This is a genomic window from Marinifilum sp. RC60d5, assembly GCF_052400665.1.
GTDB lineage: Bacteria > Bacteroidota > Bacteroidia > Bacteroidales > Marinifilaceae > JBQTGK01.
The window spans coordinates 633,802-655,040 of the sequence record NZ_JBQTGK010000001.1 but is presented as its reverse complement, the minus strand read 5'-3'; the positions used below and the strand labels follow the sequence as shown (position 1 = coordinate 655,040).

25 protein-coding genes are annotated in these 21,239 nt (G+C 33.8%); 13 read left to right on the top strand and 12 right to left on the bottom strand.

What is annotated here, in order from left to right; genetic code table 11:
- Positions 1-277: 277 nt before the first annotated feature.
- The 10 genes from ACT3CE_RS02775 (at position 278) to ACT3CE_RS02730 (ending at position 8,530) form a co-directional block, all read left to right on the top strand.
- Entirely contained in the window at positions 278-1,846 is a 1,569-nt protein-coding gene (locus tag ACT3CE_RS02775; protein ID WP_444708232.1) for an OmpA family protein, read from the top strand.
- 90 nt (positions 1,847-1,936) lie between these two features.
- Positions 1,937-2,401, top strand: a complete 465-nt coding sequence (locus ACT3CE_RS02770; protein WP_444708231.1) for a hypothetical protein — start codon at positions 1,937-1,939, stop codon at positions 2,399-2,401.
- A gap of 87 nt (positions 2,402-2,488) precedes the next feature.
- Entirely contained in the window at positions 2,489-3,403 is a 915-nt protein-coding gene (locus ACT3CE_RS02765; RefSeq protein WP_444708230.1) for a hypothetical protein, read from the top strand.
- A gap of 124 nt (positions 3,404-3,527) precedes the next feature.
- Positions 3,528-4,058 carry a hypothetical protein gene (locus ACT3CE_RS02760; protein WP_444708229.1) on the top strand — a complete coding sequence of 177 codons (531 nt, stop codon included), beginning with the start codon at positions 3,528-3,530 and terminating at the stop codon, positions 4,056-4,058.
- 32 nt (positions 4,059-4,090) lie between these two features.
- Positions 4,091-4,648 carry an outer membrane beta-barrel protein gene (locus ACT3CE_RS02755; RefSeq protein WP_444708228.1) on the top strand — a complete coding sequence of 186 codons (558 nt, stop codon included), beginning with the start codon at positions 4,091-4,093 and terminating at the stop codon, positions 4,646-4,648.
- Between the two features lie 194 nt (positions 4,649-4,842).
- Positions 4,843-5,898 (top strand): hypothetical protein, encoded by a 1,056-nt coding sequence (locus tag ACT3CE_RS02750; RefSeq protein ID WP_444708227.1) that lies wholly within the window; start codon positions 4,843-4,845, stop codon positions 5,896-5,898.
- Positions 5,899-5,923: 25 nt separating this feature from the next.
- A complete protein-coding gene (locus ACT3CE_RS02745) occupies positions 5,924-6,442 on the top strand; it encodes a DUF3592 domain-containing protein (RefSeq protein WP_444708226.1) in 519 nt (172 codons plus the stop codon).
- Between the two features lie 58 nt (positions 6,443-6,500).
- The gene (locus tag ACT3CE_RS02740; RefSeq protein ID WP_444708225.1) at positions 6,501-7,271 is read left to right on the top strand and encodes a TIGR00266 family protein; all 771 of its coding nucleotides are present in this window, start codon (positions 6,501-6,503) and stop codon (positions 7,269-7,271) included.
- A 21-nt stretch (positions 7,272-7,292) separates the two neighbouring features.
- Positions 7,293-7,886: a Yip1 family protein gene (locus tag ACT3CE_RS02735; RefSeq protein ID WP_444708224.1), complete on the top strand. Its 594-nt coding sequence runs from the start codon at positions 7,293-7,295 to the stop codon at positions 7,884-7,886.
- Positions 7,887-8,098: 212 nt separating this feature from the next.
- Positions 8,099-8,530, top strand: coding sequence for a c-type cytochrome (locus ACT3CE_RS02730; RefSeq protein WP_444708223.1), 432 nt, complete (start codon positions 8,099-8,101; stop codon positions 8,528-8,530).
- A gap of 82 nt (positions 8,531-8,612) precedes the next feature.
- On the opposite strand, the gene ACT3CE_RS02725 is transcribed toward ACT3CE_RS02730, so the two are convergent.
- The 7 genes from ACT3CE_RS02725 to rsfS form a co-directional block, all read right to left on the bottom strand.
- Positions 8,613-8,876 carry an SEC-C metal-binding domain-containing protein gene (locus ACT3CE_RS02725; protein WP_444708222.1) on the bottom strand — a complete coding sequence of 88 codons (264 nt, stop codon included), beginning with the start codon at positions 8,874-8,876 and terminating at the stop codon, positions 8,613-8,615.
- A gap of 112 nt (positions 8,877-8,988) precedes the next feature.
- On the bottom strand, positions 8,989-9,489 hold the full coding sequence (locus tag ACT3CE_RS02720) for an SDR family oxidoreductase (protein ID WP_444708221.1): 501 nt from the start codon (positions 9,487-9,489) through the stop codon (positions 8,989-8,991).
- Between the two features lie 20 nt (positions 9,490-9,509).
- Positions 9,510-9,764, bottom strand: a complete 255-nt coding sequence (locus ACT3CE_RS02715; protein WP_444708220.1) for an SDR family NAD(P)-dependent oxidoreductase — start codon at positions 9,762-9,764, stop codon at positions 9,510-9,512.
- 108 nt (positions 9,765-9,872) lie between these two features.
- Complete coding sequence (locus tag ACT3CE_RS02710; RefSeq protein ID WP_444708219.1) at positions 9,873-10,529, bottom strand: phosphatidylserine decarboxylase family protein; 657 nt, start codon at positions 10,527-10,529, stop codon at positions 9,873-9,875.
- Between the two features lie 84 nt (positions 10,530-10,613).
- Positions 10,614-11,528: a phosphatidate cytidylyltransferase gene (locus ACT3CE_RS02705; protein ID WP_444708218.1), complete on the bottom strand. Its 915-nt coding sequence runs from the start codon at positions 11,526-11,528 to the stop codon at positions 10,614-10,616.
- Between the two features lie 144 nt (positions 11,529-11,672).
- Positions 11,673-13,706, bottom strand: a complete 2,034-nt coding sequence (gene ftsH / locus ACT3CE_RS02700) for an ATP-dependent zinc metalloprotease FtsH (protein WP_444708217.1) — start codon at positions 13,704-13,706, stop codon at positions 11,673-11,675.
- 16 nt (positions 13,707-13,722) lie between these two features.
- Positions 13,723-14,106 carry a ribosome silencing factor gene (gene rsfS / locus ACT3CE_RS02695; RefSeq protein WP_444708216.1) on the bottom strand — a complete coding sequence of 128 codons (384 nt, stop codon included), beginning with the start codon at positions 14,104-14,106 and terminating at the stop codon, positions 13,723-13,725.
- 241 nt (positions 14,107-14,347) lie between these two features.
- Between rsfS and ACT3CE_RS02690 the strand changes: the two genes are divergently transcribed.
- Positions 14,348-15,097, top strand: coding sequence for a biotin--[acetyl-CoA-carboxylase] ligase (locus ACT3CE_RS02690; protein WP_444708215.1), 750 nt, complete (start codon positions 14,348-14,350; stop codon positions 15,095-15,097).
- Positions 15,098-15,112: 15 nt separating this feature from the next.
- Here the strand turns inward: ACT3CE_RS02690 and ACT3CE_RS02685 are convergent, their stop codons facing one another.
- From ACT3CE_RS02685 to pyrE, 4 genes are all read right to left on the bottom strand, one after another.
- Positions 15,113-17,410, bottom strand: a complete 2,298-nt coding sequence (locus ACT3CE_RS02685; RefSeq protein ID WP_444708214.1) for a TonB-dependent receptor — start codon at positions 17,408-17,410, stop codon at positions 15,113-15,115.
- Between the two features lie 116 nt (positions 17,411-17,526).
- On the bottom strand, positions 17,527-17,844 hold the full coding sequence (locus ACT3CE_RS02680) for a hypothetical protein (RefSeq protein ID WP_444708213.1): 318 nt from the start codon (positions 17,842-17,844) through the stop codon (positions 17,527-17,529).
- Positions 17,845-17,918: 74 nt separating this feature from the next.
- Positions 17,919-18,416: a hypothetical protein gene (locus ACT3CE_RS02675; protein WP_444708212.1), complete on the bottom strand. Its 498-nt coding sequence runs from the start codon at positions 18,414-18,416 to the stop codon at positions 17,919-17,921.
- A gap of 186 nt (positions 18,417-18,602) precedes the next feature.
- Positions 18,603-19,235 (bottom strand): orotate phosphoribosyltransferase, encoded by a 633-nt coding sequence (gene pyrE, locus ACT3CE_RS02670; protein ID WP_444708211.1) that lies wholly within the window; start codon positions 19,233-19,235, stop codon positions 18,603-18,605.
- Positions 19,236-19,327: 92 nt separating this feature from the next.
- Here pyrE and ACT3CE_RS02665 point away from each other — a divergent pair, with 92 nt between their 5' ends.
- Positions 19,328-19,924, top strand: a complete 597-nt coding sequence (locus ACT3CE_RS02665; protein WP_444708210.1) for an NUDIX domain-containing protein — start codon at positions 19,328-19,330, stop codon at positions 19,922-19,924.
- Positions 19,925-19,951: 27 nt separating this feature from the next.
- On the opposite strand, the gene ACT3CE_RS02660 is transcribed toward ACT3CE_RS02665, so the two are convergent.
- Positions 19,952-20,650 carry a Crp/Fnr family transcriptional regulator gene (locus tag ACT3CE_RS02660; protein ID WP_444708209.1) on the bottom strand — a complete coding sequence of 233 codons (699 nt, stop codon included), beginning with the start codon at positions 20,648-20,650 and terminating at the stop codon, positions 19,952-19,954.
- A 134-nt stretch (positions 20,651-20,784) separates the two neighbouring features.
- On the opposite strand from ACT3CE_RS02660, the gene ACT3CE_RS02655 reads away from it, so the two are divergent.
- Positions 20,785-21,228 carry an OsmC family protein gene (locus tag ACT3CE_RS02655; RefSeq protein WP_444708208.1) on the top strand — a complete coding sequence of 148 codons (444 nt, stop codon included), beginning with the start codon at positions 20,785-20,787 and terminating at the stop codon, positions 21,226-21,228.
- The last annotated feature ends 11 nt before the right edge of the window (positions 21,229-21,239 follow it).

Below are 21,239 nucleotides of genomic sequence, written 5' to 3'. Positions count from 1 at the left end.
TCATAATAATCCTACTAAAAAGTGTACTAACTTGCATATATGTAGAGAGTTGTGCTGGTTTTGTGGGCTTGATGGCAGCTTTTCGATTGCAAATTCAGAGGATCTGATAAATTATAACAATTGTTCCATATCTAGTGATTATTGTTTATTTAAAGAGGTGTAAATATCTATTAATCAAGGGTTGGAACATTTGTGATTATATTTGAAACATAGCTTCTATTTAAAAATTTAAACCCGCCATACATTTACATTGTAATCAAAACCAAAAAATGAACTCATGAAAAAACTAGTCTTTTTTACATTATTACTTACACTAAGTATTACAATAGTAAATGCACAGGTAGTAGATCCAGAAAAGGTTGTTAAAAAGCAAGGTACTCGACGAGCGAACAATAAAATAGAAAAAGGAGTAGATAAAGGCTTCGATAAATTAGAAGAAGGCTTGGGAAGTCTTTTTGGTAAAAAGAAAAAGAAGAAAAAGAAAGGCAATGGTTCAAATCATAATACCATTATAGCCAATAATTCCCATAACTCGTCGGGAGGTAATAATTCGGTTGCCGGACAAGATCCCGAAATCTTATTTAACCAATTCGGCATGTACCCTCCTGATGGAGCTACCGATGTACCTACTACGTTTAGCTTAAAATGGACTCCAATGGATGACAACAGTTTTAAAGCTGCCAGCTACGAACTTTATTTAGAAGAAGGCGAAACTAACCCTATGAAAATGTTGGGAGCTTCGAGCAATAATACAAAAGAATGTAAAGACTTAAAACCTAATACAACTTACTCTTGGAGTTTTAAAGGAAGAACTTCAAACGGACAATATATGCCAGGTGGTGGTGGAACTTTTACAACAGGTGCTGTTGCAACTCCTAAAATGGATGTACAATGGAGTAAGTTTGATTTTGTTCCAGGTGATGAGGTGATTTTTGAAGATGGTCCCGATATTATGGAAGAAAATGGTGAGTTCCCTAGTCGTTGGGATTTAATAAGTGGTCAAGTTGAAATTGCCAGTGTTAATGGTGAAAATGTACTTATGTTTTTAGATGGTGGTAAGATAATTCCATATCTTAAAAACTCAAATGAAGATTATTTACCTGATGTATTCACAATAGAATTTGATTATTACACACCAAAAAAAGGAAATAGGCTTTCAATTTACTTAACTGATCGTAAAAATAATCCTAAAAATAAGACTCAGGAATTTCAAATCACACCTATTAGGGTAGATACTCCAACAAATGGCTATGTCGAGCACCCAGAAAGAGATTATTCCTATAATAAAAATGGAGTTTGGACACACGTGTCGCTTGCTTTTACAAAAGGAAAATTAAAGGTGTACCTTGATGATACCCGTCTGGTTAATATTCCTCGCTACCCTTATAATCCAACAGGCTTCACGTTCTATCCTTATTTTGCTAAAGCATCGGATAATCAGGCTTTTTATGCAAAGAATTTCCGTATAGCCAAAGGTGGTGTAAAGTATTATGAACGTGTAATGACCGAAGGTAAGATCGTTTGTAATGGTATCCGTTTCGATGTAAATAAAGCAACGCTTAAGCGTGAAAGTATGGGTTCAATAAATAAAATTTACGAGCTAATGAGTAAAAAGCTTGATCTTAAATTTAGTGTTGAAGGTCATACCGATGCAGATGGTGATGCAACTAAAAACCAAATACTTTCGGAGCAACGAGCAGAAACAGTAATGAATAAACTTATTGGTATGGGAATTTCAAGCGATCGTTTAAGCAGCAAAGGTTTTGGCGAAAGCACCCCAATTGATAACAACAATACACCTGAAGGAAAAGCAAATAACCGTAGAGTAGAGTTTGTGATATTTTAAGCAAGACGATAGTGCGAAAATATTATTGAAAGATGATAAATATTGTGACGAAAAAATATGTATCAAATTGTTCCTTTAAAAATAAATAAAATGAAAAATCTAAAATTCTTATTCAGTGGACTTGCACTTGCATTATTAATAAGTTGTGGTGGTGGTAACAAAGTCGATGATAAGTTGGGTAAAATGGAGGTTGAAATTCCTGCTGAGTTAAAAGATAACAAAGAAGTTGTTGAGTTTATTGTAGGTATGAGCGAAGTCGCAGACGAGTATGCGCTTATGATTGACGAAACCATGGAAGATGTTGGTGAATATGTTGGTGTTGACGAGTCGGAACTGGGCATGATAGATCAATTAAAATTAGTGAAAGCTACTGCTCAGATAGCTGTAAAATCAACAACAATAATGGGAAAGTGGGGCGAGTATATGGACAAGCGTTCGCAGTTAGGCGAGCAACTTTCTGATGAAGAATTGGTGGCTCTAGAAATTGTTTGGACACGCTTCGAAAAACGTATGGAACAAATCCAGGCTAAATATGGAGAAATAGAACAGGAATAATTTCATTTTATTTTTGAGCAGATATGCAGGTAAAATATCTCTTACCCGAAAACCAAAACAAGCAATTACGTCTATTTAAATTATATCATGAAAAAACTAAAAACACTTTTAATAGCTATCAGCTGTATTGTAACAGCAAATGCACAAAAAATAGAACCTATTTTATCGCTTGAAGAATGTGGAGCAGCAGTATTAATCAACGAAGAGCCAATAATGGCAGTGGTTGAAAATATTGGTGATAAACCCAACCTGGCATTGTATAATATAGAAAAAAAGGAACTAATGCAGCGTTTTAAATGCGTTTTGCCCAAGAATCCAATTGCATATATGCTGCCTTGCGACGATGGAATAATATATCTGGTTACAATGAAACAAAACGATGGGCAAGGACTCCCGTTTTTCGATGCCATTTACGGATTCGATCATAAAAAAGACCGAATAAAATTGTATTACAAGGAAAAAGAAGAGGTTTATATACCACATTCAGCAAATGCTGTCCATACCAAGCTGGTGTTTTACTGTGGTACATTTTCGAAACAACCTTTAATCTATAATACAAAAACGTTAGCGTTTGAACCTTTTTCAGAAGACGAAGATTTGCGTATGTTATTTTCTACAGATGAAGGTGATACTTATGTGGTTTTTAAAACTCTTGAAGTTCGTGCTGACGATACTGTTCCTGTTTATTCCATGAAAAGAGATGGCACAATGAGCAAAGTTGTGGGTACTTATGATTCAAGAATGATATTATCCACCAGCAAAGATGAAAATCGATTACCAGGATTAACGATTACTAATGCTAAATACAGTTGGTTATTGGATGCTTTTAACCAAAGTGGTTTGCCTCTTTCTGGTTTTGCAATGGCAACACGCCCTGGTTTGGCAAAAAAGTTCAATCAATTTTCGAACAAATACGATATCTCCGAACTAACTAGTGCAACGTCTGATTATGTTATAGCCAAGGCAAAGCATACGCTGTTTGTATACGAGGTAAATAAATAAAATAGTAAAAATAAACTCTATTTATAATATTGAGCTAATGAGTATTTAGTGTTAAATAATCTCGTTGATTAATGTGAGATTAAACAATTTAATAATCATAATTTATAAATCAAAAAAAGTAAAAATGAAAAATACATTATTTATTTTACTGACAATTGTTATTGGATTTACATCCTGTGATAAAGTAAATGATCTGAAAACAAAAGATTTTTACGATATAGAAGTATCAAAAAACACAACAATAAATGTAAATGCGAATGAAACTGGAAGTGTGAAAGTGGCAGAAGTTTATTCGTTCTCCGAAACCATTAGTCTTGATTTTGCTGATATAAAAGAGCTTAAAGACTATTTAAACAAGCTTGAAGGGGTTGATGTAACATCAGTAAATTGTAAGATAAGCAATTTAACAGGTGGCGAAGTAAAATCATTAAATGTTAGTGTTCCTGATTTGAATTTCGATTATGACATTCCTACAGTATCGTTAAATCAGCCACTCTTTGTGAATTTCACCACAGAGCAATTAGATGCAGTTGCTAATACATTATTACTAAATAAAAATCTCAAAATATCATTTACAGGAACAGTTAGCGAGCAGCCGGTAAGTTTTAATATAGAAACAACGGCCTTGGTAGATGTTGAAGTAGAAATTTTATAACCTTAATTAATAACCGTTTAAAAATTAAAAAAATGAAAAACAAATTTATTTTACTATGCGCAACAGTGCTTACAGTATGTTTTAGTTTAACAACTCAAGCACAAGACTCAAAAATTATGGCCGGAGCTGGTCTTAAGTATGCAACAGATATCAGTACAATGGGTATTGAAGCTAAAGGTGTCTATTTAGCAAGTGATACATGGGAAATTGCTCCTGCTTTTACTTATTATTTTAAGAAGAATAATGTGAATTGGTCAACTTTAGATTTTGATGCTCATTATGTGTTTTCCAATAACGACAAAAGTACATTTTATGCTATTGGTGGTTTGAATCTTACTTTCTGGAAATGGGATTTTGATGGTGCAGATTCGTATGGTGAAGACTATGGTGAGTATGACGATTACATCGATGATTTTATGGGAGAGTTGACTTCCGAAATAGACGATTCAGGTAGTGATTTTGGTGTTAATATTGGTATTGGAAGTCGCTTTGCAATTTCTGATAAAATGTACTTTAATGCAGATATGAAATACACTATTGGTAATGCAAATTACTTATCGGTTGGTGTAGGAATTCTTTATCATTTTTAAATAATTGTTTAGTAACTAAATACAATTATCAATACTTCCTGTCTGATCTTTTTAAAATCAATTCACTTTACAACCTAACAACCTTAAAATGTGAGATTCAGACGGGAAGTTATTTAAACTTTTTGTAATTTATACTACTGTTATATTTCTGTTTTACAGATAGAAAAACCGTTTAATTAATAAATCAAAAAAACATGAAACAAATAATTCTGATTTTAACCTGTTTAATGTTGAGCTTCGCTAGTGGTGCACAACAAAAAATTCAACAATATGCTGTTAAATCTGGTCATGTTGAATATCAATTAAGTGGAAATACTACGGGCACCAAATCAATTTGGTGGGATAATTATGGAAGTTTATCTAGAACGGAAACAAAATCGGTAAGTAGAAGCAAAATGTTTGGAATTAGCACTGAAACCAAAACTCACGATATTACTATAATGGATGGAAAACAGTTTTGGTCGGCTAATTTAATTGAGAATACCGGACAAAAAGGAAACCTTCCTTATTATCAGGAAATGGCACAAATAAATGAGAATATGACCGAAGCCGAAAAGCAAAAGATAGGAAAAGATATTTTAGAAGCTTTTGGTGGTGAGATTGTTGGAACAGAGAATGTTCTGGGAAATAAGTGCGAAATCGTAAAATTAATGGGTGCAAAATGCTGGATTTATAAAGGCATCGCATTAAAATCGGATGCCGAAATGTTAGGCATAAAAACTACAGAAACAGCTGTTAAGTTCGAAAAGAATATCAGTATATCAAAAAGTAAATTTACTCCTCCAGGAAGTATCACTTACGAAGATCAGAATCAGTATCAGCAACAAATGATGGGTGGTATGGATAGCTTCGATGATGAGGATAGCGATGATGAGGACATTGATTTGATTCCTGTGAAGTATCCTTATGGTAAATTCGAGAAAGAGGCCAGTGAGTTCGAGTACAATGGCTATCGAAAAATGATGGTAATGAACAATAAGGGTACATACAGCGCTATGTTTATGAAAGGAATGAGCGAAACTTTAGCTGTGGCAGCCACATCTCGTAAGAATGGAAATCCTGGTCAGATAGGAAACTTAGAAAGTTTTACTCACAAAGGAAAGAAATGTATGTATGGTAAAATGGATGATGAGGATGATACTTCATTAATTGTTGATATTCCAAATTACGATACTTACATAATTCTTGTATCAAGTGCAGCTCAAAGTAAGAGTGAAATGCTTTCAATTTTGGACCAGTTTAATTTTTAGAAAAATCTAAGTAAAATATTTGATTATGGAAACAAGACAAAGTTCAATATTTGCCACTTTTATTTTTGCATTGGTATTTATTGTAGGAGGCTGGCTTTTTTATAAACATATAAGTCAAACCATTATAGATGAGGCAAAAGCTTCTGAAAAATGGCCAGCAGTTCAGGGAGAAGTTACTCACTCTAAAGTAAATAGTAAGAAAAGTGATGGAAAAACAATGTATAGCGCAGATATAGAATACTCTTATGAGGTGGAGGGAGTAAATTATACTGGCAGTAGAATTTCTTCTGTTGAAAGCAGTACAAGTAGTTATTCTGAAGTTGAAAAAGATTTAAATAAATACCGTGTAGGAGAGGTGGTAAGTGTTTATTATAATCCTAAAATACAGAGTATATCGATGCTTGAACCGGGAGCAGGCTTTTTAACTTATGTAATAACCTATGGACCGCTTTTATTTTGTTTTGTTGGTTTATTAATGCTTTTGCAGGTAATAAAGAAAATCGGATTATTCATAATTGCTCTTTTTGTAGGAATGAAAAATTAGGATATTAACAATTTGTTAATAACTCAAATAAATACAAAATCTTTAAAAAAAAATATTCATGAAATCTCACGAAATAGATTATAAAATTAAAGGTCACGATATTCAACTAGTAGAAATAGAGTTGGATACAAACGAAACGGTAATTGCTGAGGCTGGTGCAATGCTTTACATGAAAGAGGGAATAGAATTTAAAGCAAAAATGGGCGATGGCTCGGAGCCAGATAAAGGTTTATTTGGAAAGCTTCTTTCGGCTGCTTCTCGCAAGATAACCGGCGAATCGATTTTTATAACTCATTTTACTCATACAGGTGCTGGTAAAAGTCAGGTTGCTTTTGCTGCTCCTTATCCAGGTACGATTGTGCCATTAGATTTAGAGCAAATGGGCGGTACGGTAATCGTGCAGCGCGATGCATTTTTATGCGCCGCATTGGGAACGAAAATAAGTATGCACTTTAATCGTAAACTGGGAGCCGGCTTTTTTGGCGGTGAGGGTTTTATTCTTCAGAAATTACAAGGCGATGGAAAGGCTTTTATTCATGCCGGAGGAACATTAATAGAACATGACTTGAATGGCGAAACCCTAAGGGTAGATACTGGCTGTGTAGTTGGTTTTCAGGAAGGAATAGACTTTAGTGTGGAGCAGGCAGGTAACTTAAAATCGATGGTTTTTGGAGGTGAAGGACTATTTTTAGCAACACTGCGAGGAACAGGGAAAGTGTGGTTACAATCTATGCCAATTAATAAATTAATTAGTCAGTTGAGTACTGGATCTTCAAATACTAGAAAGGAAAGTAGTGGTGGCTTGTTAAATAGTTTATTAGAATCATAGGAATATGCTAAATCTGTAAAAATGATAAACATTGAATATTTAATCGACAGAGTTAAGCTTGTTATTCTTAATCCAAAATCGGCTTGGCTAAAAATAAGTAATGAAGAAGTTCAGCTTAAAGATTTTTTAACGAGCTATATTCTTCCTCTTGCGCTAATTCCGACCATTGCCTCTTTTATTGGCTATGGATTAATTGGAATGGGAAGTTATTTTAAAGTGGCTTCGCTCACCTGGGGTTTGCATCAGGCCATATTGGCATTTTTAGGCGCATTTTTGGGAGTAATAATAAGTGCTTTTTGCATCCATAAATTAGCAGCTAGTTTTCATACCTGTGTTAGCTTACCAAATGCTGTTAAACTTGTTGGTTATGCTTATACTCCAACATGGTTGGCCGGGGTTTTTTATATGGTTCCCAGTCTTTCAATTTTAGGTCTGGTTGCAGGAATCTACAGTTTATATATTCTTTATTTAGGATTTGTTCCAATAACCAATGTTGCTGAAGATAAAAAGATAAATTATTTTATTCTAAGCCTTGTTGTTGTTATCTTAGTTTCTGCCTTGTTGTCCTTTCTTATTGGTGCACTTTTATTAGGAATCGGATTAAGTACCTATTAAATTAAAGATGATGTAATAAAATAGGCAAAGGATGAAAATGATTTTGTTTTAGTTACCGTAGGAATGGGAATAGTAGATTAGTGTTTAGTTAGTAATAGAAAAGAGGGCATTTCGTTAGGGGCGGGGTGCTCTTTATTTAATCATATTATCAGACTGTTGAATATTTGCTCGATCTTTACTATTTTTAATAAAACTATTTATGAAATCTGTTTATGAAAATAACAAATCTAATATTTATACTGGCCTGTTTTTTCTTAATTTCCTGTGGTGGATCTACGAATAAAAAAGAAGTTAAAAGTGTCACGAAAATTGAATTAACTAGCGAAAATTTAGAAAAGGGAGCTCAGTTGTATCGTGCAAAATGCATGAATTGTCACATGAAAAACGGAAAGGGAGTGGAAAAATTTTATCCTCCTTTGGCTTCATCTGATTATCTGGAAAAACATTTGACAGATGCTATTTACATGGTTAAATATGGCAGCAATAAACCCATAAAAGTGAATGGTATAAAATACAATAGTCTGATGCCATCATCGGGTTTAACCGATACTGAACTTGTTTTTGTTTTTAATTATGTGCTAAATTCCTGGGGAAATCAATATGGAAGTATCTCTTTAGAGCAGGTACAATCTGTTCAGCGATAAGAATAGTATAAAATATTACAAAAAAAAGAGATCAATTTATACTAGAAAGAGACCTCTTTTTTTTGTGAACAAAACTTATTTATTAATGAACACTGGATTTAACCAAAGAATGTTCTTTACGTAATTTTTTAATACTCATAATTTTAATTTCTTCTTCACCCGTAATTTCATCGATTTTTCTTACTGCCAATTTACTTTTTTTCTGATGATCAGGATAATGACAGGATTTGTATTTTTTACCACTGCCACAGTAACATTTTTCGTTACGTTCCATTTTAACGTAGTAGAAAGATTCTTCATCGGATGACTTGAAGAAGGTTAAAAAACTGTCGAGTAATTTCTTCATTTTACAAGAGTTTTAGGATTAAATTTTGGGTCCTATTAAGTTAATAAATATCTTGTATCAAAGCAATTAAATGTAAAGTATTTTTAGAGAATCATGTTTATTATGATTTGTTTTATCCGTGTATTCCTAAAATTTGTCCTCCATCTACGCTTATGGTTTGTCCGCTTATATAGGCCGATGCTCGAGAAAGTAGCCAAGCTGCCAGTTGTCCTAAGTCTTCGGGATTCCCCATTTTTTTCATGCGAATACTTGAAGTAATTTTACTTTTTGCTTCCTTAGAACTAATATTTTCTTGTTCAGCTTTTTTATCTAAAAGGCGGTTTATAGCAGGTGTTTCATGATATCCCGGACCAATAATATTCAAATTTACTCCCGATTTGGCAATTTCCTGCGATAATGTTTTTACAAATCCAACTACTGAAAGACGAAGCAATGTACTTAGGACTAAATTATCAATAGGTTGTTTTACCGATGAGCTTTCCAGAAAAACAAATCTTCCATAGTTTTCTTTTAGCATTATGGGAATTAAAGCTTGAGTAAGCTCTACTTTCCATCGTAATAGCTGATGATAAGCATTATCCCAGTCGATAAGAGTGGTTTCCATGGTTTTCATGGCAGGAGGTCCTCCGGCATTTACAAATACACCTGACAGTTTACGGCTACCAATTTTTTTACCAGACTATGTATAGTTTCCGATTGGGTGATATCGGCACAATGAGCTTCTATTGCCGATGGATATTTTTTTTGTAAATCAGTAAGCTTTTCTTTTCCTCGAGCAATGGCAATTACTTTTGCACCATCTCCAATAAGCTGAGATAGCACAGCAGCACCAAAACCCGATGTTGCTCCACACACAACAAAAAGTTGGTTCTTAATATTTAAATCCATAAAAAATAGTTTAGTTTTTATTTAAACTAAAATAATTCTTTATTAGTTGAAAAAGTAGTTCTGAAAGTTAATTCTTAGAGGATAAACTTAAAATTAACAAAGTAGATTTTATTTTAATCGACCAATTATTGTTTGTGAGCCAGTTACTTTTTGGTTCAATTCAACATCAATTTTAGTGCCTAAAGGCAGATAAAGATCTACTCTCGATCCGAATTTTATAAATCCTTCCTGCTCAGACTGTTTAATTTTTTCTCCTTCTTTTGCATAAGCAACAATTCTACGGGCAACAGCACCGGCAATTTGGCGCATTAAAATTGAAGTGTTCTTATCTTTCTCGATAACAATGGTGGTTCTTTCGTTTTCGGTCGATGATTTTGGCAACCATGCTTTCAAAAATAAACCACTATGGTGTCTGAAGTATTTTACTAATCCTTGTACAGGATACCAATTAATATGAACGTTAAGAGGAGACATAAAAATTGAGACCTGTAATCTTTTATCTTTAAAATATTCGATCTCTTCGGTTTCTTCGATTACAACAACTTTACCATCGGCAGGAGAAATAATTAAATTATCTCCGGTAACAGGTACTCGTTTAGGAACTCTAAAAAATGATACCACTAGTAAGAAAAATGCTATGGTAGCAAAAAGAAATATATTTAAAAGAATACTAGAACCTGCAATAAGATATACTATTACATCTATTGCAGCTAAAATCATGAAAAAGACTCCTATTACTCCGTATCCTTCTTTGTGAATTGTCATATATATTTTTTAAATGATGATTTAAACCCAATATTTTATTACATCCTGAGTAATTACTATTACAAGTTTAAATCTGCTACAAATTTAATGAAAAAATTCTTTGATAACTTGTAAGAATACGAAAACCATTGGCGAGACAAGAAGAATTGCATCGAAACGGTCCAGTAAGCCACCATGTCCTGGTATAATATTTCCTGAATCTTTAATTTTTAAACTTCTTTTAAGAAGCGATTCAACCAAATCTCCAAAAGATCCAAATATAACTACAATCGTACCAATGATTAACCATTGAATTAGATTTAAGTCATTAGAATATAGAGATATTACCCATGATATTGCAAGTGTGACCACAGCTCCTCCAATGCTTCCTTCCCAGGATTTTTTTGGAGATATTCTTTCAAATAATCGATGCTTACCAAAATTTACACCAACTATATAAGCCCCGCTATCATTTGCCCAAATAAGAATAAATAAAGCCATTAATATTTTCCAGTGAAACTCATGATCACCGAAAGGAAAAACTAAAAAGTTTAGTAAGGAGAAAGGTACTGCTACATATAAAATTCCCATAAGGGTATAGGAAATATTCCCAAAAGGGTTTGACTTTTTCCGATACATCTCAATAATAGGAATAAGAACAGTTACAAGCACAAATAATGCAAAAAGTAGTGTGCTGCCGAAATATACTGAAACAAAGCAAGACGTAAAAAGAAGGCCAGTACTTAGTAATCCGGATAGAATTTGTGGTGAGCAGGTGTTTTTCTTAATTAAGGTGAGAAATTCGTAAACACTAAGTAGTGTGATGCCCAAAAATATTGCAAAAAATGCGATAGGGTGAATGACTATTCCTGTTACCAGGATGATTGCGAATATTGCTCCAAAAAATGTTCTTTTTATGAAATTCCCCACTTGTAATGTATTAATAGTTTTGCCAGTTAAAATACACGGGCTTGCTTTGTTCTTTAATAAGCTCTCAAAAGTAATGTTTTTTCGCGACATTTTTTAATTACATTTTTTTGGCCGTATACTTGACATTCTAAAATAAGCTATTTGTCAGAGGAAAAGTAATTAACATCAAAAAAAAACTGAATCGCCAAACTTAATTGGCAATTCAGTTTAAAATTATTTTGAATGGCAGCAATATTATATTGCCTTACTTTCGTTGTCTTCTTTTAAGTTTTCTTCGTCTTTATTTGGAATAATTTTAGCATCTTCAATTTCTGAAGTTCCAAATTCTCTTTTGCCAAAAATATCTTCTAAATCTTCGCTGAAGATTACTTCACGCTCTAAAAGTAATTCTGCCAGTTTTTTGTGACCAGCTTGATTATCGAGAAGAACTTGTTTTGCTCTTTCGTAACTATTTTCAATTATTATTTTTACTTCTTTATCGATTAATTCGGCAGTTTTCTCGCTGTATGGTTTCGAGAAAGAGTAATCTGATTGTCCGCTCGAATCGTAATAACTCACATTGCCAACTTTATCGCTCATTCCAAAAATCGAAACCATGGCGATTGCTTGCTTGGTAACTTTTTCGAGATCGTTTTGTGCACCGGTAGAAATTTTGTTAAAAGTAATTTCTTCGGCAGCTCTACCACCAAGTGTAGAGCACATTTCGTCAAGCAGTTGTTCTTTGGTAGTAATGCTTCTTTCTTCGGGAAGATACCAGGCAGCACCTAATGCTTTTCCTCGTGGTACAATTGTTACTTTAACCAAAGGATGAGCATGTTCTAATAACCACGAAATAGTTGCATGTCCTGCTTCATGAAAAGCTATTGTTTTCTTTTCCTGAAGCGAAATGATTTTATTTTTCTTTTCTAAACCACCAATAATTCTATCAATGGCATCCAGAAAATCTTGTTTCTCGATAATATCCTTTTTCTTACGAGCAGCAATTAAAGCCGATTCGTTACATACATTTGCAATATCGGCACCAGAGAAACCTGGAGTTTGCTTGGCAAGAAACGATTGGTCTATCTTTGGATCTAGTTTAAGTGGTTTTAGGTGAACATTAAATATCTCCTGTCTTTCATTTAAATCAGGCAATTCAACATGAATTTGACGATCGAATCGTCCGGCACGCATTAAAGCACGGTCGAGAATATCAGCGCGGTTGGTAGCTGCTAAAATAATAACACCCGAATTGGTGTCGAAACCATCCATTTCTGTTAATAGCTGATTTAGTGTATTTTCACGTTCGTCGTTGGAACCCATATTAGGGTTTTTACCACGAGCTCTACCAATTGCATCAATCTCATCGATAAATACAATACAAGGCGCTTTTTCTTTTGCTTGCTTAAACAAATCGCGCACACGACTTGCTCCAACACCAACAAACATTTCTACAAAATCGGAACCCGACATGCTAAAAAATGGCACATTAGCTTCTCCAGCAACGGCTTTTGCCAATAAGGTTTTACCTGTTCCCGGAGGGCCAACAAGCAGCGCACCTTTTGGAATTTTACCACCTAACTTGGTATATCTTTGTGGATGCTTTAAAAATTCTACAATTTCTTCTACCTCTTGTTTTGCTTCAGCTAAACCAGCAACATCTTTAAAATTTATATTGATATTCGATTCCTTGTCAAAGACTTTGGCTTTTGATTTACCAACATTAAAGATATTACCACCGCCGCCACTGCCGCCAGAACCTTTGCTCATTCTGCGGAAAACATAGAACCAAATACCTAAAATCAAGGCAAAAGGAAGAATCCATCCAATAAAATCGCCAAAATAATTTTCCTGAGTCACATATTCTGGTTCTATTCTATCGGCTTCGGTAATATTTTTTTGTGCGTTGGTAAGTTGTTCGGCAAATTGCTCGATCGACCCAATGCGGAAAGTGTAATGAGGTCCTGCTTTTGAAGGAGAATCAAAACTACTTTCGAATAAATCTGGATATTTATCAAGGCTTGCTTCTCTTAAATAAACATTTACATCCAGTGTATTTCTAACTACTACAATGCGGTCAATATCCTGATTTCGAATTAATTCATTCTTAACTTTTCTCCAACTTGTTTCCTTCGGGCTTTGGCCTAAATCCATCAAGTTAAGGGCAATTATTGCAACAGCTATTAATCCATAAATCCAATAAGCATTGAATTTTGGAGGTTTTAGCATGTTATTTCCATTTTTCCCTGACGAGAAAGGAGATTTATTTTTTTTATTATTCTCTGTCATTCTTTTTAGTTAAATGTTATTGATTTGGCTGCGCATCCTCAATTCGGATAATTGGAGCATCTGCCCATAAACTTTCCAGGCGGTAAAAATCCCGGTATTCTTTTTGAAAAATATGAACCACTACATCTGCATAATCCAGGAGAATCCATTGTGCATTCTGTAATCCTTCTTTTTTCCACACTTTTTCATTGATTTGCTCTCTCACGTAATCTTCTACCGAATCAGTCAATCCTGCGACATGCGTACTCGATGTTCCGTTACAGATAACAAAGTATTTACAAACCGAACTATCGATATTTCTTAAATCAATTTTTACAATATCTTCAGCCTTATTTTCTTGCAATCCTTCAATAATAGCTTCTACAAGTTCTTCTGACTTATACTCCTGCTTTTTTGTCATATTAATATTTTATATTACAAAGATAATTTTTTTTATTCCTTTTAAAGTTAGTTAAAGCGAGAATAATTAAAAGTAAAATAGTCAATTTTCATTCTAGCTATAGTTTTTTAATATATCCTTCTGATCTTTTTTATTCCTTTAATCATTAATTTTACTTTTGTTATCGATTTCTTGTAAATAGATAAGTTAAATTAATTTCTGCCTTTTTAAGAGGAATTCATCACAAAAATATTTGTTAAAAATGCAACGAAAACTCTTTACTCCCCAACTACTTGTACGCAAAAACAAGATAAATTCCACAAATAATTTTGCTTCGGAATTAATAAAATCGGAAAATACTGCTGCCGGCACTGTCGTTTTGACATTAAATCAGACAAAAGGCCGCGGACAACATACAAATTCCTGGGAAAGTGAAAGTGGCAAAAACCTTACCATTAGTATAATTTTGAGGCCAGAATTTCTCCCAATTCATTTTCAATTTAATATTTCCATTGTTATTTCGCTTGGAGTACGAGATTATTTACAGCAATATGTATCTGGTGTTTCTATAAAATGGCCAAATGATATCTATATTAATGATAAGAAAATAGCAGGAATTTTAATTGAACATTCGATAATGGGATCGGCTTTAAGTTATTCTATTTGCGGACTGGGCTTAAATATTAATCAAACAGAATTTTTGTCTGATGCACCAAACCCGGTTTCGCTTGCAAATATAACTGGTGAGCAATATGAACTGGAAACAGAATTAATGAAATTGCTAGAGTGTATTGAGAAAAGATATTTCGACTTGGAAGATGCTTGTTTAAATAAACTGGAGAAAGATTATCTCGATTCGATGTATTGGATGAATGAGAAACATCAGTTTTCTGATGAGCATGGCGTATTTGATGGTGTTATTGATGGTGTTACAGAAATTGGACAATTACGAATTAAAGTGGATTTAGAAGAACGGATTTATAATTTTAAAGAGGTGAGCTTTATGCATTAGCTCACCTCTCTGTGTTTATAAATTAATTCCAAGTTTAATACTCAGGTTTCTGCCCGGATTATAAAATCCTAATGATTTAAGGCTTGATAAATGATCGATATACTTTTTGTCGAAAAGATTACTCGCACTTACAAGTAAATTTACATTGTATTTTCCTATTTTAAAATCACTTCCTGCTTGTAATCCAAACAGATCGTAGGAAGAAGTTTCGGTTTCGAACTGAGCAGGATTATCCTGTTTAAATGCGTATTTCCAGTTGATGCTGAAGAAAGGATCCTTAAATAGTTTATTTCCCTTAGCAAAGAGTTTTACATTCATATTCCATTTATGCTGAGGAATAAATGGCAAGCGTCCGCCATCATCTTGCTTGGCAATCACCATGGCATAATCGGTATGGAATTGTAAGAACGATAAGGGAACAACATTTATGGCCACTTCACCACCATAAAGTTTTGCATCCTGTTGGCTGTATGCATATACATTACCTTCTCCTTCCGGAGCTGGCTCGTCAGTTGGTGCTAAATAAATGTAGTCGTACACTTTATTGTAGAACATCGAAAAATCGATATTATGATTGTGTGTATGATAATGAATTCCTAAATCAGACTCTAAACTTTTTTGTGGATCTAAATCCATGTTTCCTTCTTCGAATCGATTTCCATGTAAACCATGTTGAGAAAGCTCTGCCAAATTAGGTACACGATATCCGCTTGCAAAGTTGCTTCGTAGTAAAAGCAATTCCGAAATATGGAATGTAGCTCCTAAAGATGCATTCAAATGATCAAATTTCCTGTTGATATGAACCAGTTCCTCTTCGTGTTCTCCTTCATCGTGATGTTCTTCTTCTTCTTCATGCTCTTCTGCTTCGCCATGAGAGTGTCCGCCAGCTTCTTGTTCGGGAACATAAATGGAGCGATGATCGTACCGAACGCCAAACTGAATGTTTGCAGCACCAATTTGTTTTTTCATTAGAGAAAAGACCGAAAAATCATCAATTTGAGCATCAGGAATTACTCGGTTTGGGGCTTCGTGGTTTTGGTTCGATTGATGCATGCCTTGAAATCCAACTAAAAATTCAGAATTGTCTGAGCTTGGGAAATACAATTTACTGTCGTAGGTAAATGTGTTTAAGTCCATATCAACCATTCGGAAAATTTCTGAGTTTGGATTTCCGTTTAATCGTCGGTTGTTAAATTGGTAAGCTGCATTAACTTCGAGTTTGTATCTGCCAATAAATAAGCGATTTCGTGATGAAATTAAATGCTGTGTTAGATCTTGATACCAGTAATGGTTTTTTCTTTTCCCTTCTGATACAACTTTTAAAGATTCTCCATTGGTCATTCCTAATTTAGGTTGCAGGTAGTCGTAATAAATTTTAAAACTGCCATACTCTTTAATTAAGCCAAGACCGACTTGTAAGCCTTCGGTATTAAATCGGGAATTTGGTACATAATTGCCCGATGCATCTTTATAGTCTTTATGAGATTGCTGATTGGCTCGAATCATCCAAAACCAATCTTTGCCTGAAGATTTAACTCCTATACTATTTGAGTTTCCCTGGGTAACACTATGGAATTCGGAATTTATATTTGCTTTAAATGAGTTGGCTGGAGCCGGTTTCTCTTTTAGCACATTAATTACACCTCCCATGGCATCCGAACCATAAAGCAATGATGCAGGACCTTTGATTACTTCAATGTGATCGGCACCTTGTTCATTAGTTAAAAAAGGATGATCTGTTGAGAACTGGAAGTTTTCTAAACGAACTCCATTGTTAAGGAATATAATATTATTTAAAGATAATCCTCGAATTACAGGAGTAGATACTCCTGGACTACGAGAAATAACATCTACACCTGGAATACTTGCCAACTTTTCTCCTAAGGAAGGTGTTGAAAGTTGTTGCAGTTCATTTTCTTTAATAACTGATATTTTAATTGAATTTTCGTGCTGTGCGGAAGGAAATCCACCAGAAACCACTACCTCCTGAGTTGTAACAGTGGTAAATGGTAAGTTTATATCAAGATGTGTATTTTCTGTTTTTATGAGTATTGTTTTAATAACAGATTCGTATCCAATAAATGAAAATTGAATAGTCAATTTTCCAGAAGGTAAATTATCCAGTTTGTAGCTTCCATCTGTTTCGCTTATTGTACCTTTTTGAATTTCAGGAATGAAAATACTTACACCTGGCAGAGGTGTATTATTTTTCTGATCACTAATAACTCCGCTTAGCTTATTATTTTTTATTTCGCCAATAGCAAAGGTGATTTGAGGCAATAGCAGTAGCATTGCCAATAAATATCTATTCATATTATAATAGAATTATATTGAATTATCGTATAAAATTATGGATACAAGATTTTACTTGATAAAAACCGTATGGTTTATGAATCTGTATCCTTGGTATTTGTAAATATTTTTAGATTTTATACGAGTGGAGGAGCGCGCAGTGAATAATTAAGATTGATTTTTACTGTTGAACAGATAGTAGAATCAATTCCATCCTTTTTAATCAATATTTCTAATGCAATAGGAATATGAATAATATCGACTGCAGTAAAAAAGAAATAGTCGAAGTCTTGAATTTGACAAATATTAAATAAGCTCGAATTGTGTGAGGCGCACGAATGACAATGATGTTCGTGATTTGGGAACATCATGTGTTCGCTTTTAATAATTATTGGCAGTAATAAAGCCAATGATAAAAGCCAAGCAAGAATTCTATGTTTCTTATTTAGATTCATTCAAAACAAAACTATTGAAAAAATAGTAAGGCACAAAAAAAGCTGTAGAAAAATTCGACAGCTTTTAATTTTTTTTATTCGATATTTTGAAGCATGTTGTAAGGAATTTGCGTTAAGCCATCAGCAAGTTGGTTGATACCCTTTTCTAATTTCTTTTTGATCATCATTTTCATCATAGCATTTAATTCTGCATGAACGGTAAGTCTAATTCTGGTATCGTAAGCATCTTTTTCAATTAGTTGAATCCAGATATAGAATTCGAACGGACTTCGGCCATAACCAGTGAGTTTTAACATTTTATTTTCGTCTTTTTCGACAAATTGTAAGCCGGCTTCGCCAAAACCTTTAATCACGAAAGTGCAATTGTCTTCGGTAGCCTCCCAATGTTCAATATGTTCGCTAAAATTAACTTTCTTTTTAGTTTGTGCCTCTATTTGTTCCTGAACTTGCGGATTATTTGCTGCCAATTCAAATACTTTGGCAATTTTTCTAAAATCCGAAAAGAAACCATAAATATCACCTACAGTGTGTGGAATCTTTTTTACTTCGCTAACAATTTTTGTTGTTGACATTTATCCGTCCGTTTAATCCGTTTTTATTCTAATTATTTTCAGCTTAATGCCGATAAATTTTTAATTGCTATTATCAAATTTAGTTGGATATAGAATTATTTAAATACTTATCGGAATTAACATATAAAAGAGGGTATTCATAGGAGAATACTCTCTTTCAATTTATTTTTACCAGAAAATAAGGAATTATACTCCCCAATTTCCGGGATCTTTTCTCCATTGTTTTAATTGATTAACATCTTCAGGTTTAACGTATCCAATTTCCTGAGCACGATCAATCATTACGTTGTAGTTACTTAAAGTATCTACGTTACAATTTGCATTTGTGAAATTGTCTTCGGCTTTTTGAAAACCATAAGTGAAAATTGCTAGCATTCCCATTACATCGCAATTTGCTTCGCGCAATGCTTCTACAGCTTTTAAGCTACTACCACCTGTCGAGATTAAATCTTCGATAACCACAACTTTTTGTCCGGACTTAACTTCACCTTCAATTAAGTTGGTCATTCCATGAGCTTTTGCTGATGATCGAATATATACCATAGGCAAATTCATTTCTTCAGCTACCAATGCACCCAGTGCAATTGCTCCGGTTGCCACTCCTGCAATAACTTCCACCTCAGGATATTTTTCTTTAACTGCTTGGGCAAAAGCTTTTTTTATGTAGGTTCTTACCTCAGGAAAAGAAAGTGTTTTTCGGTTGTCGCAATAAATAGGCGATTTCCATCCAGATGCCCAGGTAAATGGGTTTGTTGGTTCAAGCTTAATTGCTTTTATTTGCAATAAATATTCAGCGACTTGTTTAGCAGTATTTTGCATTCTTTCAATGGATTTATGGATGTTAAGTAAATTCAAAAAGCGGAAATTCAATGAATTATGTTTTTCCAACTCATTTTAAAAATATACCGCAAATGTATAAAGTATTTTTTAAAGATCGATTGATTTTTTTAGGTGATAAAAATGAAAGTTCTAATTTTAAAGGAATGGTATATGCCTGGACTGAAGGGCAATCTTTAGAAGGTCTTATTTTACAGTTCGACGAAGAGGAGCACAGGGATGCAATTTTTATTGTGGCCGATAATTTAGAGGATCTTTTTGAGCATTTTAAATCCTGCTTTAAATATATTGAAGCAGCAGGAGGAAAGGTTTATAATTCTAATAATCAGGTGTTGGCTATTTATCGACTGGATAAATGGGATTTACCAAAAGGAAAAGTGGAGAAAGGTGAATCGCTTCGCGAAGCTGCTGTTCGTGAAGTGGAAGAAGAGTGTGGTGTTTCAAATCTTACTATTGAAAAGGAATTACAATCGACTTATCATACCTATTGGATGAAAGGGAAGTTTGTATTAAAAAGAACTTATTGGTACAAAATGAACTACTCCGGTTCCGAGGAATTGGTTCCTCAAACCGAAGAGGATATACAGCTGGCTAAGTGGCTTTTGCTGGATAATTTAGATGAGTTTAAGGCGAATACTTATGCTTCCATTCTGCAGGTAATAAACGAATAATTGCACAGAACCTGATTAAGCAATTGACTATCCATTTTTAATAATAAGTTGAAGAAGTTCTGGTTTAAGTATTTCTATATTTTTATCTTTTACCTTAATAATCTTATCCTTATTAAATTTAAGCAAGGCATTAATAGCACTTTCTTTCGAACAGCCAGCTATGGATGCAAGTCCTATTCGGCTAACAGGAAGTTCAAAGTTCAAACTATTATATATTTCGCTAAGTTCTTGTAATATTAAGGCCAGAGAGCCTTCTACATTTTTTGTAGATAATCGACTGGTTCTATGTACGATATTGTTTGTATTTGATGACATATGACGAATGAGCTTAAATGCGAATTCGCCATTTTCCTTGATCAGTCTTAGAAATACATCCATATTAATCATTTGTATAGTTGTGTCTTCTAAAGCTACTGCCGAAAAATCCAGATTCTTACAGGCAAAACTGCACACGATTCCTACAAAATTGCCGCCACCTAATAATTTTATTGTTGATACTTTAGAATCGTTAGTTACATCGAGTTTGGCAATGCCTTTTTCTATGTAAAGAACATGCGAGGCCACAAAGCCTTGTTTTATTATGGTTTCTCCCTTTGCAAATTGAAGAAGTGTAGTGGAATTTTCCACCAATTTTTTTTGATCGGGAGTTAAGGCATTTAGACAGTCGTTTGCGCTAATTCTCTCATTTTCTTTTTGATGTTTTTCTATTTGATATTCAAAATTCATTTTACCTGCTTTGATATTATAATTAGGGGGTGGAATATTACATCAAATATAGTGAAACTATACTTTAGCTAATAATTTTAATCCTAGCTAAGATGCTGCATTTTTATGGCAATAATCAACAAAACAAGAACAAAATGGCAGATATGAAATTTAGAGTTAAAGCGAATAGCGAAAGTGCAACTAAAACCGTTGTTAAAGCAAGAGGATTTGAATTAATTATAGATGAACCTTCAGAATTAGGAGGAACCAACGAAGGTGCAAATCCTGTTGAGTTTCTTTTGGCTGCATATTGTGGTTGTATTAATGTAATGGCTCATGTTATTGCCAATGAGATGAACATTGAACTGCGCTCGTTAAAAATTAAAATGGCTGGAGAGTTGAATCCAGAGCGATTGTTTGGAACATCATTTGAAGAAAGAGCCGGTTATAAAGGTATAAAAGTTACAATAGAGCCCGATTGTGATGCCAGTAATGAAGAACTTGCGAAATGGTTAGAAGCCATTGAAGATCGTTGTCCAGTATCTGATAATATTAAAAACTTAACTCCGGTAGAATTAAAACTAAAACAAAAAAAATAGACATTGGTTTA